We start from the raw sequence: 13,283 nt of genomic DNA, 5'->3' as shown, positions 1-13,283 counted from the left end.
GTTGATTTTATGGCAGTAGAATTTATTAATGAAAAATCTTTAAAGGAATTGCAAAATAGCGGGGACACTGGGGCAATCCTAGGGGAACTTAAAAAGATTAATGACGGAAATTTAGCACTTGCCGAGGCGGTTGCGACAAATTATGAAACAAACCTTGAAAGGGCAGAAAAAACTGATGAAGTTTTAGCTACAATTTATGAAACTATTTTAGGGGGTAAAGAATGATTGATTTATATGTAGGATTAGTTATTAGAGGGAAAAGAACTTGTGATGTAAATAATAAGAGGGTTAGACAAGTACCAAAGCACTTAAGAGATGCAGTTATTGCAGAACTTAAGGCACAAGGATATGACGAAAATGGTAAGGAGATTAAGTAAGGTATGGATGAGATTTGTTTTAGCAAGTCTTTTTTTATACACATTTTTTAAGGGGAAAGGGGGTGTAAGTATGCTAGATTTATATGTTGGCTTAGTATCTCGTCAAAGGAGAACTTGTAATCCTGAAAATAAAAAGGTTAGACAAGTGCCAAAGATTTGGAGAGAGGCTGTACTTGAAGATTTAAAGGCTCTTGGTCTTGATGCAGATGGTATGCCAGTTAAAGTTGAAGGAGAATAATTATTATTATAAATTACTCTCCTTGATATAATAGTATTGAGGAGAGTGATTAAATTTGGATACAAATATTATAGCTGTTGGAATTTCTGCCGTTGTTTCATTAGTGGTAGCAGTGGGGACCTCTATTTATACTACTAGGAAGAACATTAAACTTGAAAAAGAAATGTATTTTAGGAAGACAAAAATTGAAGATATAAGTAATGAGATAAATTTATTGGATGACTTAGAAAAGTTGCTTATATCTATTTATGATTCAGAGAAAGAAAATGATTTAGTATTATATGAATTCTGTTTTAATAGAGCCGAAGAAATTGTAAACTGTATGAAAAATAAATCTTTCTTAAACTACCCATACAATAGAGAAGAAGAAAACCTTTATAAATCCTTAAAATTTATAGAAAGTAGAGGAATCTTTGTATCTGGTTTAGACTCTTCTGTTAAAAATATTGACTTCAATTTAAATTTTAAAGAAGTAACTACTGAGAATTTATTAATTAATAAAGATGATATCGACTGCTATGGAAATACATTATACATTATTAGAAATTACAATATTGAACAGTTATTAGAAAAAAATTTTGGGAACCGTTAAAAGGTTCTTTTTTAATGCAAAAAAGAGGGTGACATATGGAGTATAAGACAATAGAAGAATTATACCTTGCAGTAGGAGTTGCAGGCTCAATCATAGTAGTATTTTTAGGGTTATTTACCTACTTGGTAATATCTAACGACAGAAAAAGAACTAAGCAGATAGACGACCTCATAAAAAGCATTGGAACTTTGCAGATGAACGATACAGACTTCAAAGCTCTAGTCGAAAGTCTAATTGAATCTGTAAAAGAACTGTCAATCACAAATAAAATTGTAGCAGATACTGTAAGTAGATTAGATTACTACAACAAGGATCTACATCGCAAACTTGAAAAACATGATGAGAAGTCAGACAAAATTTTAGATGCAATAAGAAAATGAAGGCGGCTTTAAATAGCTGCCTTTTATTATGCAATAAAGGAGTTGATTACATGGTAAAAATAATGTTAGACCCTGGTCATGGTGGTGGAACTGCTCATAACAGAGGATTTAAACAAGTTGATAATCTCCCATATTGTAACGAGGGGGACTGCAACTTTATTTATGCCAGAGATTTTTTAAAGCCGGCACTTGAAAGATATGGTTTTAAAGTTAATATGACTAGGAATTATATTTTTCAGAATCCAAGTCTTAAGTCTAGGGGACTCATGGCAGGAGGTTATGATTTACTCTTATCAGTTCACAGTAATGCGGCTGGTGGCAATGTAAGAGGTGTAGAGGTTTGGGACTCTACAAATCCTAAGGAGTCTTGCAAGGCTTTAGGGGATAAGATTTGTGCTTATGTGTCAAGTGCTTTAGGTACTCCTAATCGTGGCACAAAGTACAGGAGAAATAATGCAGGATCTAATTATTATGGAATCCTAAGGCTTGGGTATGCTAAGAAAAATATGATAGTAGAGCATGTTTTTCACGACAATTTGCAAGATGCAACTGTGTATCGTAAAAATCTTGATAAGACTGCAAATGCGGTGTCAAAAGCAATTGCAGAATTTTATGGACTTGCAGAAAAGAAGTCTGATGTTAAGACTCCACCAGTAGAACTCACTGAAGAAAATTTTATACAGTCTATTGTGGATAGTCTTAGAGGACAAAAACTTAATATCTTGCCATCTGTGACTATTGCACAAGCTATCCTTGAAAGTAACTGGGGCAAGTCATCACTTGCAAGAGAAGCTAAAAACTTATTTGGAATTAAGGTAAGCAAAGATTGGACTGGAGAAGTTTATAAGAAGCAAACAAAAGAACAAAAGTCAACTGGAGAAGTCTACACAATAACTGCTGACTTTAGAAAATATGGATCCTATTTAGAGTCCATTAAAGATCACGACCAGTTTTTTGTATCAACACCTTGGAGAGTGCAAAACTATAAAAAAGTTTTAGAAGCTAAAAATTATAAAACACAAGCACTTGCACTTAGAGAGTGTGGATATGCAACAGATCTAAATTATGGAAATAAACTAATCCAACTTATAGAAAGACTAGGCTTGCAACAGTACGATAAAGGAGTGGGAAAAATCGTGACTAGAGATAACACAGTCCCATCAGAATGGGCAAAAGAAGATTGGGAATGGGGTAAGGAACAAGGGATTACTGATGGAAGCAACCCCGGTTCAACTTGTACCCGAGAACAAGTTATAGCGATGATAAGAAGATATGATAAGCAAAGAGAGGTGGAAAAATGAAGAAAGAAGACTTTTTAAGAAAGTTAGGAAGTAGAAAGTTTTGGGCTTGTATAAGTGCAGTTGTAATTGCATTAATTGCATTTACAAGTGCAGAGCCTGAAACCACTGAAAGAGTAGTAGCCTTAGTGTCTGCAATTGGTGGTTTATGTATATATATGTTATCTGAGGGAATAGCGGATAGCAAGCCGACAGATACAACAAACGTGATTAATACAGAAAAACTAAAAAAAGAATAATTTATTGGTCTAGGTTCTTAGCCAGGCTTTATTTTTATATAAAAATTTAAAAAAATATTTTTAAATCCTACCAAATAAAGGTATTTAAATGAAAAAAAGAATTATAAAAGTTGGTAACGAGTTGGTAACACAACAATAAAAACGTGTAAAAATATGTAAAAAAGCAGGTAATTCAAAAATTGAATACCTGCTTTTTCTTTGCATTTTTAGCCATTTGTAACAATTCATAAAAATACAAAATTGTCTGGTGCGGGAAAGAGGACTTGAACCCCCACTCCAATGGAACTAGATCCTAAGTCTAGCGCGTCTGCCAATTCCGCCATTCCCGCATGAAGTTTTACAACATAATTATTATAGCTAGTTTATAAAAAATTGTCAATACTTTTACAGAAATTTTATTTTAATTATTATTTAAAATATTTTTCTTAATTGTGATTTCTGCTTATAATCCTATACATTTATTAAAATTCATTGTTTTGTAATCATTTATACAATTATATTACAATTCTTAATTTCACGTTTACAATTCATATCTTTAAGCTATAATTAAATGGAAAGGTGGTCAAATGAAAAAGGCTTTAAAATTTATTTTAGGACTTATTCTTATTCTACTCATAGGTATTTATTTTTTTGGTGCTTATTTTTATAGGTCTTATTTTTTGCCAAAAACTATAGTAAATGGTAAGGATTTGTCTTTAACAAAAAAATCGGATTTATATGATAATTACAATGGTATTTGGAAAGATTATAAAATTAATATTATTTCTAGAGATGGTAAGGAAGATTTAGATGTATCCAAGTTTGACTACAAGGATGAACTTTTGCCAAATCAAGATATTAAACAACCATCTTTTTATTGGTTTTTACAAAGTCTATATAAGAAAGAATATGAGCTTAAGCATAGAGCTACTTACGATATTAGTAAATTTGACCAAAGTGTTGATGATTTGAAAATTGTTAAAAATCAAAATACACCACCTCAAGATGCCAAAATTGTTTATGAAAATAATAATTTTAAAATAGAAGATGAAGTTTTAGGCAATACTGTGGATGTTAGTAAATTAAAATCTTCTATTATGAAGCATTTAAAAGATGAAAATAAAGATGTCAATCTAGAAAAAGAAAATATTTATTATATGCCAAAAATCAAGTCGGATGATAAGGGACTTTTATCTCTTTTGAATGAGTATAAATCTCTTTTCAAACTAAAAATTATTTATAATTTTCAAGATAGAAAGGAAACTTTAACGGGACAAGATTTAATTAAATTATTTCACAGAACTGAAGATATGAAACTTGTTCCTGATGATGCTAAGGTGAAAAATTATATAAAATCTTTGGCTTTAAAATATGATACATTTAAGGGAACCCGTGATTTTAATGCTACTGGTATTGGACTGGTTCGTGTTCAAGGTGGAATTTATGGATGGTCAACTGAAAGAAAAAAGACTTCAGAAGAACTTATTAAGGCTTTAAATGAAAGGAAAGATAAGGAATTAACTCCTGTTTATAGGACTGTAGCAGTTAATAGAGCTGTTAATGATTTAGGAAATTCTTATATAGAAGTTGACCTTGCAAGGCAAAATGCTTGGTTATATAAAGATGGAAAACTGATTTTGGAAACTAAAATTGTTACAGGTAATCCTGGTGAAAATAATGCCACACCTACTGGAACTCATAAAATTTGGTCAAGAGAAAGGGATAGATTTTTGACAGGTGATAACTATCGCTCTCATGTAAATTATTGGTTGCCAATAACATGGACTGGTGTTGGACTTCATGATGCTTCTTGGAGGAGCTCTTTTGGAGGCAATATATATATGACAGGAGGAAGTCACGGATGTATCAATATTCCGCCTTCTGTAATGCCTAAACTTTTTGATAATACTTTTGTGGGAATGCCTGTTGTAATTTACGATTCACGCACACAAAAAATTTCATAAATAAAATAAATGTCCAATTTGATAAGTTTCATCTTGGGCATTTATTTTAGAATTTTTTACATAATTTTTAAATTGAAAGTCTAATATTCTAATCACCTAGTCTTATATTTTTTCTAAGAATTTTATCTTATGCTTTGTTTCATGTATTGAAAATTTATTAAAAGATGATATAATATAGATGTTGTTAATCTTCAGGGATTGGTGAAAGTCCTAACCGGTGGTAGAGTCCACGAGCCTTTTGGGGTTGAATTGGTGAAATTCCAATACCGACAGTAAAGTCTGGATGAAAGAAGATGTGTAATTGATATTACGCCCCGAAGAAGGGGCTTTTTTGATGCCCCAAATTAAGGAGGTATTTATGAATAGAGTTAATACAGGTACATTTTTATCTGCCCGTGCAATTTCAAGAGTTGCTATGTTATCAGTTATTGGATTTTTGTTAATGCTTATTGAGGTTCCGATTTTATTTATAGCACCAGAATTTATCAAAATGGATATTTCTGAGTTGCCAACTTTGCTTGGAGCTTTTACTATGGGTCCAATTTATGGAGTTTTGATCTGTGGATTAAAAAACATTTTGCATATTGTTATTAGAGGGACAACAACTGGAGGAGTTGGAGAATTGTCAAACTTTATAATTGGTTCAGTTTTTGCCTTTGTTTCTGCAAGTATTTATAGAAAAAATAAAACTTATAAAAGGGCAATCATTGGATTAACTTCTGGTGTATTGATTATGACAGCTCTTTCAATGGTTTCAAATTATTATGTAATATTTCCATTGTATGCAAAAATTATTCCAATGGAAGCAATTATTGGCATGGGAAGAGCTGTAAGTGAAAAAGTCACAGATCTTTGGTCTTTTATGGTATATTGCATACTTCCTTTTAATCTTTTAAAAGGATTAATTACATCGGCTCTTATGATGCTTGTTTATAAAAAATTAAGTCCTATATTCAAACTAGGATAAGATAAGATTATTATTTAGTCAGTATTTTGTTATTAAAAATACTGACTTTTTTATGTTTTGAAATAAAAAAAGACCCAAAAGGGTCTTTTGAAAAAATTATTATTCTTCTTCAGATTCTTTTTGTTCAGTTTCTGCAACTGTAGGAACTTCACCAGCTACTTCAGTTTCTTCTTCTTCAGATTCTTCTCTTGGTGCAGATAATGTTGCAACAACTTCATCAGCATCAAGTGCTACTTCTATATTTTCATCTTTTGAAATATCAAGGTCTGCTACTGTAATTGTATCACCAATTTGCATATCAGTAACTTCTACATCAGCAGTTGATGGTAAATATTTTGGTAGGCAGCTAACTTCAACTTCATTTATAACTTGAATTAAGTTAGAAGGTTGAACTTTGATTTCATCTCTACCAATTAATACTACTGGTACAACAACTGTAATTGGATGATTCATATCAATTTCATATAAGTCGAAGTGAAGCATATTATTTTTGAATGGGTGCATTTGAACTTCTTTAAAAAGTACAGAAGTTTTTTGACCATCAATTTCAACTTCAATGATTACAGAAGTACCAACTTCTTGAAATAATTTTAAAATTACATTTTCATGGCCACTAACATTTAAAGGTTCTCTGTCTTTACCATATATTACTCCTGGTACTATACCTTCTGCTCTTAACTTATCAACTTGGTTTTTACCGTGTTCTTTTCTAGAACTTAACTTTAATAATTCCATAAATACCTCCTACTTTATAATCCCTGAGCCAAGGCAAATTTCGTCATTATAGAATACGGCAACTTGACCGGGAGTAACCCCTTTTAGGGGATTTTTTAATTTTACAAAATATTTTCCCTCGTTTTCTTCGAGCAAAGCTTCTTCATCTTTTGCTCTGTATCTAATTTTTACAGTCATTTTAAGAGGGAAATGTGGTTTTCCACTAATCCAAAACAAATCTTCTACTTGAAAAACTTTTTTATACAGGGCAGGATTTTTTTCTCCTTGAGCCACTATCAAAAGATTATTTTTCAAATCCTTGTCTGCTACAAAAAAAGGTTCTCCATTTCCTTTACCGCCTATTCCCATTCCTCGTCTTTGACCGATGGTATAGTGAATAAGTCCTGAATGTTCTCCCAAAACATTTCCTTGGGTATCGACAATTTTGCCGGGTTTTGTAAATAAAAATTGGTCCAAAAACTTATTAAAATCTCTTTCGCCAATAAAACAAATTCCTGTAGAATCCTTTTTTAGAGCTGTTGACAGACCATAATCTTTGGCAATCTTTCTTACCTGATCTTTTTGAAGCTCACCAATAGGAAAGAGAGTTTTCTTTAAGGCATCTTCTGTAACTCTTGATAAAAAATAAGATTGGTCCTTATTATTATCTAAACCTCTACAAAGGTAAGTTTTTCCATCAATATTTTTTGTACGGGCATAGTGACCCATTGCAATATAGTCGCAATCAAAATTCAAAGCATAATTTAAAAATGCCTTAAATTTAATTTCTGTATTGCACATCACATCAGGATTAGGAGTTCGACCTTTCTTATATTCATTAAGAAAATATGAAAAAACTTGGTTTCTATATTCTTCTTCAAAATTTACAGTAAAATATTTTATACCTAATTGGGATGCAACTTTTACAACATCCATATAGTCTTCTGTAGCAGTACAAACTCCATCATCAGCCCAATTCCTCATAAATACGCCAATCACATCATAGCCTTGGTTTTTTAAAAGGATAGCAGCAACTGAAGAATCAACACCACCACTCATACCTAGAACCACTTTTTTATTTTTCATAATCTCCTCCAAGTACAATAATTTATTATACCTTAGAAAGGCTAAAAAATCTAGTATTTATGTAGATAAATTCTAAATTTTGAATTTTGCTTTAAAAAATTTATATTTTTAAATATTTTATAAAATAAAATTATAAATCTTTTTATTATAGTGACACATTTTTTATTAAAAGGGTAAATATTTTCTATCATATATAAAATTATATATAATAGAAAAAAGCTAATTGATAATAAATACTCATTACATCTCAAAAAACAACAGATTAAATAGCAGTTGATTATCAATTAGAAAAATGATAATATAAATATATTAATATTAGGGGGTTTCATTATGAAAAAGAAATTAATTAATTTAGCTGTAGGTGTAGCTTTAGGTTTAGTTGGTGACAAATTTTTATCATCTAAAAGCGCAAAAAATTTAGCTGTTAGTGCTGTAGCCGGGGGTCTAAAAGTTAAAGAAAACCTTGATAAGAGCCTTGAAAATATTCGTGAAAATGCTAATGATATTTTAGCTGAAGCAAAAGTAAAAAAAGAAGAAGATGACAAGAAAGAAAGAGAAAAGGAAGAAGCTTTAAATATTGAAAATTTAGCTAATATGGCTGAAGAAAAAAAGGATGAACCAAAAGAAGATTTAGAGGACTAAAATGAAAGCGAAAATTGCTCACAGGATTAGGGGTCGATGTCGTTTTGCAACTCCTTATTCTTTCAATCAAAAAGAGTATGGAGCTTTAAAATACGAACTTGAAAGTTTTGATGGCGTAATTTCTGTGGATATCAATTCACTCAATGGCTCAATTGTTGTGGAATACAAGGAAGAAATTTTGCCAAATATCTGCAAATATATTTTAGATTTAGATTTAAAAGCTATAAATGATTCGGATATTTGTCCAACTATGATTGAAAATCAGGGGGGAATCTTTGAAATTGTTCGTGATGCTTTTTATAAACGTTTTGTTTTCAAGCTATTTCTTCCCCTACCAGTTAAAAATGTCATGACTTTAATAAGGTCATTTAAGTATATAAAAAGTGGTGTTAAATCCATTATCAAAGGAAATCTTAATGTTGATGTTCTTGATGCGAGTGCAATTTCAATTTCTCTTTTGACCGATGAATTTAAGGCTGCATCTTCAATAATGTTTTTACTTAATTTAGGGGAAAAACTTGAAGAATACACCTTAAAAAAATCTAAAGATGACCTTGCTAAATCTTTGGAATTAAATATTGATAAAGTTTTTGTTATAGATGGAGATAAAAGAGTTCTAAAGTCTTTAAGGGATGTCAATGTTTCGGATGTTGTTGATTGTAAGATGGGTTCAACTATTCCCGTAGATGGTATTGTAATTGGTGGTGAAGGTTTTGTTAATCAATCTTCATTTACTGGAGAATCTATGCCAGTTCATAAAACTTATGGCAAAACTGTTTTTGCTGGTACAGTTCTTGAAGAGGGAAATCTTTATATCAAAACTACTAAAAAACATAACGAGTCAAGAATAAATAATATTATAGCCTTGATAGAAGATAGTGAAAGAAATAAATCTCTATCACAGAGAAAGGCTGAAACAAGGGCTGATTCTCTTGTTAAATATTCTTTTATAGGAGCGGCGCTTGCTTATATTTTCACAGGTAGCTTAATAAAAGCCAAGGCATTTTTGATGGTAGATTTTTCTTGTGCATTAAAATTAACCATTCCTATAGCTGTTATGAAAGCTATGAGTCAAGCTACAGAAAACGGAACTTTGGTTAAGGGTGGCAGATATATGGAAAGTCTTGCCCATGCTCATACGATTGTTTTTGACAAAACAGGAACTTTGACAAAATCTCAACCTTGTGTTGAAAAAGTTATAACATTTGATAATTATGATGAAAATGAATGTTTAAGAATAGCTGCGTGCCTTGAGGAACACTTCCCACATTCAATAGCTAATGCTGTTGTTGAAGAGGCTAAAAAAAGAGGTCTTGTTCACGATGAAATGCATACGGAACCAAAATATATTGTTGCTCACGGTATAGCTTCAACTATTAATGGTCAAAAAGCCCTGATAGGTTCTCATCATTTTATTTTTGAAGATGAAAAAGTACCAATAACAGATGAAAAAGAAAAGATTATTGATGATTTAAAAGAAAATCATTCCCTTTTATTCTTGTCTATTGGCAATTCATTGATAGGTGTTATTTGTATTTCAGATCCTATAAGAGAAGATGCTAAATTAACTATTAAAAAACTAAGGGGCTTAGGTTATAAAAAAATTGTTATGCTTACAGGTGATGCAGAAAATGCAGCTCGTAATGTAGCCGAAGAATTAGATTTAGATTATTACAAATCCCAAGTTTTACCAGAAGATAAGGCAGATTTTGTTGAAAAAGAAAAAGCTAAGGGAAGAATTGTTGTGCTAATAGGGGATGGAATTAATGATTCTGTAGCCTTGTCTAGTGCGGATGTTGGAATAAGTATGAAAAAAGGTGCAGATATTGCTAAAGAAATTTCAGATATTTCTATTGGTTCAGATGATTTAGAATCAATTGTTGATATAGTTAAAATTTCTAAGGGCTTGGAAAAAAGAATAGCTAAAGATTATAGGGAAATTATTTCTTTTAATTCTCTTTTAATAATTTTAGGATTCTTCGGATTAATTTCAAATACAAGTTCAGCATTTTTGCACAATTCCTCAACTGTTCTTAACGCTCTAAATAATATGAAAAGATATTAATAAATACTGAAAGATGAATTTGTTGTGTACCAATAAAACAGGGCACAATATTTGATTAATTAGTTGTAGTGGATGCTAACCTATACTTTATAGGTGGCATCCATTTTTTGATTGAATTATTTCTTAGTTTTTTATTTTATTTATTTAATTGCAATTTTTGATAAATTCTAAGATTATTCTATGAATTTTTAATATATTTATATAAAGCTTAAATAGGTGAGATGTAAAGTTTCATTATTTTTTCTTTTCGGATGAAAATTCAGAAAATTTTATAAAAAAATTTTTAATTACTAAAAATATTTTGTATTGACAAAGGAAAAATATATTTGTATAATTTTAAACGCAAATGATTCGCATTAACTTTAAAATATTTTTAGGAGGATTTATGAATAAAAATTTAAGAAAATTTATATTTTTGTTTTTTCTTATTTCTTTAACATTTACAGCTTGTGCAAAAAAACAAGCACTAAGCAATAATAAAGATGATAAAAAAGTAATTTATGCAAGTTTTTTTCCTGTTTATGATCTAACGTCAAGGATTGTGGGAGATAAGATGGAAGTTCGACAAATTATTGAAGGCAATCAAGAACCTCATGATTTTGAACTACAAGCTAAGGATATGGCTAAAATTTCTAATGCAGATTTAATTATTTATAACGGAGCAAATATGGAAGCTTTTATTGATGATTTAAAAGAAGTCGCTGGAGATGAAAAGAAATTTTTAGACCTTTCAAAAGGACTTACCTTATTGACAAAGGGAGATAATTCAGAAACTGATAAGGCGAGGGTTAATCCTCATACTTGGTTGAGTATAAAAAATGATATTGTGGAGCTTACAAGTATTTATAAGAAAGTTTCATCAATGGATCCTAAAAATGAAAAATTTTATAGGGAAAATTTGAATAAATCTGTAGAAGAATTCAAAAATCTTGATAATAAATTCCAACAAGAGCTATCAAAAATTACCGACAGAGAAAAATATTTTGTTGTTTCTCACGCTGCTTTTAATTATTTGGCAAGGGATTATGGTTTGAAACAAATAGCTGTTACAGGAATTTCTCCTGATGAAGAACCATCTGCTAAAGAATTAAAGGTTATAGCTGATTTTGTTAAGGCTAACAACATAAAAACAATATTTTTTGAAGGTAAAGCTACTCCAAAAGTTGCAAAAACTCTTGCGGAAAACACAAATACTAAGACCGATACCTTATATACAATGGAAAGTTTAACACCTGAAGAGATGCAAAAAGGTTATCTGGAGCTTATGGAAGAAAATTTAGAGGCTCTAATGAGGTCCTTTAATGAATAAGGTAGTTGAAATAGTAAATTTATCTTTTTCTTATGATAATAAAAAGATTTTAAATAATATTAATCTTTATTTGTCTGAAGGTGATTTTGTAGCCTTAATAGGAAGAAATGGAGCAGGGAAAACCACCTTATTAAAACTCATTCTTGGAGAATTAAAGACAAAAGAAGGAAACCTTAGATTATTTGGAGAAACTTCTAAGAATTATAAAAAAATTTCTTATATAGGTCAAAATATAAGTTCCACCTATAAAAATTTTCCGACAAGCGTTGAAGAAGTTGTAAAAATCCATTTAAGGTTTTTAAAAAAGAAAGTTGATATAAAGAAATATTTAAATATGGTGGGACTTTATGAGCATAGAAAAAAAACTCTAGGCTCTTTATCAGGAGGTCAGCTTCAAAGACTTAGCCTTTTAATTGCTCTTATAAAAGATTCAAAATTAATTTTATTAGATGAGCCAACAGCTAGTATTGATAAGAAATTTTCTGACGAATTTTTAAAAATTTTAAAAGATTTGGCAAGACAAGGAAAAACAATTTTGATGGTAACTCATGATGTTTTCAATATTAATACTTATGTAAATAAAGTTTATGAGTTAAGAGATAAAGAGGTTTTTCCTTATAAAGGAGAACTTATATATGGTTGAAATGTTAAGTTATGAATTTATGAGAAGGGCTTTTATAGTAGGTTCAGTTCTTGCAATTATTCTTCCATGTATAGGCTTTACAATTTTATTAAAGAGATTATCTATGATGGGAGATACTCTTTCCCATGCCTCATTAGCTGGTGTAAGTATGGGATTATTTATTGGCATAAATCCTCTTTTGGGTTCAATAATTATATGTATAATGGCAGGTTTTTTTATAGAATTAATTTCAAAAAAATTAAAAGCCTATGAGGAAATATCGACAGTTATAGTTCTTGCAAGCTCAATAGGACTTGCAGGTATTTTTTCAAGCTTTAATGGAAATGCTGCTTCAATTTCATCATATCTTTTTGGTTCAATTGTAACGATAAGTAATGGAGAATTTTATCTGATACTTGGTGTTTCATCTCTTGTAATCATCATCTACAGATTAATTTATGACAGACTTTATCTATGTGTATTTGACTTGCAAAGTGCAAAATTAATGGGAATCAACACAAAGTTAATTGATTTTATATTTACAATTTTAGCTGCAGTTGCAATTTCTCTGTCAGCCAAAACCATAGGTTCGTTGATTGTATCATCAATTCTAGTTATTCCGGTAATAACTGCTATGCAGCTTGCAAAAACTTATAAGGAAACTCTGATATTGTCTATAATCTTATCAGTAATTTTTGTTTATGCAGGCTTAATTATATCTTATATTTTTAATTTGAAGCCAGGCTCTGTAATTGTTATTATTGCAGTCTTAGCTTTAGCATTAACAATGTTATTTAATAGAAATTAAAAG

General features: G+C 30.3%; 16 protein-coding genes, 1 tRNA gene and 1 riboswitch. Of the genes, 14 read left to right on the top strand and 3 right to left on the bottom strand.

Annotated features, from left to right (window positions below; genetic code table 11):
* Positions 1–9: 9 nt before the first annotated feature.
* The 7 genes from F594_RS0107350 (at position 10) to F594_RS0107315 (ending at position 3,124) form a co-directional block, all read left to right on the top strand.
* A complete protein-coding gene (locus F594_RS0107350; RefSeq protein WP_019035092.1) occupies positions 10–225 on the top strand; it encodes a hypothetical protein in 216 nt (71 codons plus the stop codon).
* Entirely contained in the window at positions 222–377 is a 156-nt protein-coding gene (locus tag F594_RS09750; RefSeq protein ID WP_019035091.1) for a CD1375 family protein, read from the top strand. The genes F594_RS0107350 and F594_RS09750 overlap by 4 nt, the downstream gene beginning before the upstream one ends.
* Positions 378–447: 70 nt before the next feature.
* Entirely contained in the window at positions 448–615 is a 168-nt protein-coding gene (locus F594_RS0107340; protein WP_233428293.1) for a CD1375 family protein, read from the top strand.
* Between the two features lie 55 nt (positions 616–670).
* Positions 671–1,207, top strand: coding sequence for a hypothetical protein (locus F594_RS0107335; RefSeq protein WP_019035089.1), 537 nt, complete (start codon positions 671–673; stop codon positions 1,205–1,207).
* 35 nt (positions 1,208–1,242) lie between these two features.
* Positions 1,243–1,587 (top strand): hypothetical protein, encoded by a 345-nt coding sequence (locus F594_RS0107330; protein WP_019035088.1) that lies wholly within the window; start codon positions 1,243–1,245, stop codon positions 1,585–1,587.
* 50 nt (positions 1,588–1,637) lie between these two features.
* Positions 1,638–2,888, top strand: coding sequence for a glucosaminidase domain-containing protein (locus F594_RS09380; RefSeq protein WP_051080768.1), 1,251 nt, complete (start codon positions 1,638–1,640; stop codon positions 2,886–2,888).
* The gene (locus F594_RS0107315) at positions 2,885–3,124 is read left to right on the top strand and encodes a hypothetical protein (protein ID WP_019035086.1); all 240 of its coding nucleotides are present in this window, start codon (positions 2,885–2,887) and stop codon (positions 3,122–3,124) included. Before F594_RS09380 ends, F594_RS0107315 begins: the two co-directional genes overlap by 4 nt.
* A 245-nt stretch (positions 3,125–3,369) precedes the next feature.
* Here the strand turns inward: F594_RS0107315 and F594_RS0107310 are convergent.
* A tRNA-Leu gene (locus F594_RS0107310) sits at positions 3,370–3,453 on the bottom strand.
* 237 nt (positions 3,454–3,690) lie between these two features.
* Between F594_RS0107310 and F594_RS0107305 the strand changes: the two genes are divergently transcribed.
* Positions 3,691–5,067, top strand: coding sequence for a L,D-transpeptidase family protein (locus F594_RS0107305; RefSeq protein WP_019035085.1), 1,377 nt, complete (start codon positions 3,691–3,693; stop codon positions 5,065–5,067).
* Positions 5,068–5,250: 183 nt separating this feature from the next.
* Positions 5,251–5,366, top strand: a riboswitch (FMN riboswitch).
* A gap of 59 nt (positions 5,367–5,425) precedes the next feature.
* On the top strand, positions 5,426–6,034 hold the full coding sequence (locus tag F594_RS0107300; protein ID WP_004823795.1) for an ECF transporter S component: 609 nt from the start codon (positions 5,426–5,428) through the stop codon (positions 6,032–6,034).
* 99 nt (positions 6,035–6,133) lie between these two features.
* On the opposite strand, the gene F594_RS0107295 is transcribed toward F594_RS0107300, so the two are convergent.
* Both F594_RS0107295 and mnmA read right to left on the bottom strand, forming a co-directional pair.
* A complete protein-coding gene (locus tag F594_RS0107295) occupies positions 6,134–6,769 on the bottom strand; it encodes a 50S ribosomal protein L25 (protein WP_009345755.1) in 636 nt (211 codons plus the stop codon).
* Between the two features lie 9 nt (positions 6,770–6,778).
* The gene (gene mnmA, locus F594_RS0107290; protein WP_019035084.1) at positions 6,779–7,834 is read right to left on the bottom strand and encodes a tRNA 2-thiouridine(34) synthase MnmA; all 1,056 of its coding nucleotides are present in this window, start codon (positions 7,832–7,834) and stop codon (positions 6,779–6,781) included.
* 330 nt (positions 7,835–8,164) lie between these two features.
* Between mnmA and F594_RS0107285 the strand changes: the two genes are divergently transcribed.
* From F594_RS0107285 to F594_RS0107265, 5 genes are all read left to right on the top strand, one after another.
* Positions 8,165–8,476, top strand: coding sequence for a DUF6110 family protein (locus F594_RS0107285; protein ID WP_004823799.1), 312 nt, complete (start codon positions 8,165–8,167; stop codon positions 8,474–8,476).
* Between the two features lies 1 nt (position 8,477).
* A complete protein-coding gene (locus F594_RS0107280) occupies positions 8,478–10,541 on the top strand; it encodes a heavy metal translocating P-type ATPase (RefSeq protein ID WP_019035083.1) in 2,064 nt (687 codons plus the stop codon).
* Positions 10,542–10,926: 385 nt separating this feature from the next.
* Positions 10,927–11,850: a metal ABC transporter substrate-binding protein gene (locus F594_RS0107275; RefSeq protein WP_019035082.1), complete on the top strand. Its 924-nt coding sequence runs from the start codon at positions 10,927–10,929 to the stop codon at positions 11,848–11,850.
* Positions 11,843–12,493, top strand: a complete 651-nt coding sequence (locus F594_RS0107270) for a metal ABC transporter ATP-binding protein (protein WP_019035081.1) — start codon at positions 11,843–11,845, stop codon at positions 12,491–12,493. Before F594_RS0107275 ends, F594_RS0107270 begins: the two co-directional genes overlap by 8 nt.
* On the top strand, positions 12,486–13,280 hold the full coding sequence (locus tag F594_RS0107265) for a metal ABC transporter permease (RefSeq protein WP_019035080.1): 795 nt from the start codon (positions 12,486–12,488) through the stop codon (positions 13,278–13,280). The genes F594_RS0107270 and F594_RS0107265 overlap by 8 nt, the downstream gene beginning before the upstream one ends.
* Positions 13,281–13,283 lie beyond the last annotated feature (3 nt).

It is taken from the genome of Peptoniphilus lacrimalis DSM 7455, assembly GCF_000378725.1.
In the GTDB taxonomy this organism is placed as follows: Bacteria; Bacillota; Clostridia; order Tissierellales; family Peptoniphilaceae; genus Peptoniphilus_A; species Peptoniphilus_A lacrimalis.
Note: the sequence above shows the minus strand (reverse complement) of the source record. Positions and strands in the feature narration are given on the sequence as shown.

What these genes read in the sequence shown, in the direction of transcription:
- F594_RS0107350 (WP_019035092.1), top strand. Translation starts at nt 10, where the DNA reads ATGGCAGTAGAATTTATTAATGAAAAATCTTTAAAGGAATTGCAAAAT.
- F594_RS09750 (WP_019035091.1), top strand. Translation starts at nt 222, where the DNA reads ATGATTGATTTATATGTAGGATTAGTTATTAGAGGGAAAAGAACTTGT.
- F594_RS0107340 (WP_233428293.1), top strand. Translation starts at nt 448, where the DNA reads ATGCTAGATTTATATGTTGGCTTAGTATCTCGTCAAAGGAGAACTTGT.
- F594_RS0107330 (WP_019035088.1), top strand. Translation starts at nt 1,243, where the DNA reads ATGGAGTATAAGACAATAGAAGAATTATACCTTGCAGTAGGAGTTGCA.
- F594_RS09380 (WP_051080768.1), top strand. Translation starts at nt 1,638, where the DNA reads ATGGTAAAAATAATGTTAGACCCTGGTCATGGTGGTGGAACTGCTCAT.
- F594_RS0107315 (WP_019035086.1), top strand. Translation starts at nt 2,885, where the DNA reads ATGAAGAAAGAAGACTTTTTAAGAAAGTTAGGAAGTAGAAAGTTTTGG.
- F594_RS0107305 (WP_019035085.1), top strand. Translation starts at nt 3,691, where the DNA reads ATGAAAAAGGCTTTAAAATTTATTTTAGGACTTATTCTTATTCTACTC.
- F594_RS0107300 (WP_004823795.1), top strand. Translation starts at nt 5,426, where the DNA reads ATGAATAGAGTTAATACAGGTACATTTTTATCTGCCCGTGCAATTTCA.
- F594_RS0107295 (WP_009345755.1), bottom strand. Translation starts at nt 6,769, where the DNA reads ATGGAATTATTAAAGTTAAGTTCTAGAAAAGAACACGGTAAAAACCAA.
- mnmA (WP_019035084.1), bottom strand. Translation starts at nt 7,834, where the DNA reads ATGAAAAATAAAAAAGTGGTTCTAGGTATGAGTGGTGGTGTTGATTCT.
- F594_RS0107285 (WP_004823799.1), top strand. Translation starts at nt 8,165, where the DNA reads ATGAAAAAGAAATTAATTAATTTAGCTGTAGGTGTAGCTTTAGGTTTA.
- F594_RS0107280 (WP_019035083.1), top strand. Translation starts at nt 8,478, where the DNA reads ATGAAAGCGAAAATTGCTCACAGGATTAGGGGTCGATGTCGTTTTGCA.
- F594_RS0107275 (WP_019035082.1), top strand. Translation starts at nt 10,927, where the DNA reads ATGAATAAAAATTTAAGAAAATTTATATTTTTGTTTTTTCTTATTTCT.
- F594_RS0107270 (WP_019035081.1), top strand. Translation starts at nt 11,843, where the DNA reads ATGAATAAGGTAGTTGAAATAGTAAATTTATCTTTTTCTTATGATAAT.
- F594_RS0107265 (WP_019035080.1), top strand. Translation starts at nt 12,486, where the DNA reads ATGGTTGAAATGTTAAGTTATGAATTTATGAGAAGGGCTTTTATAGTA.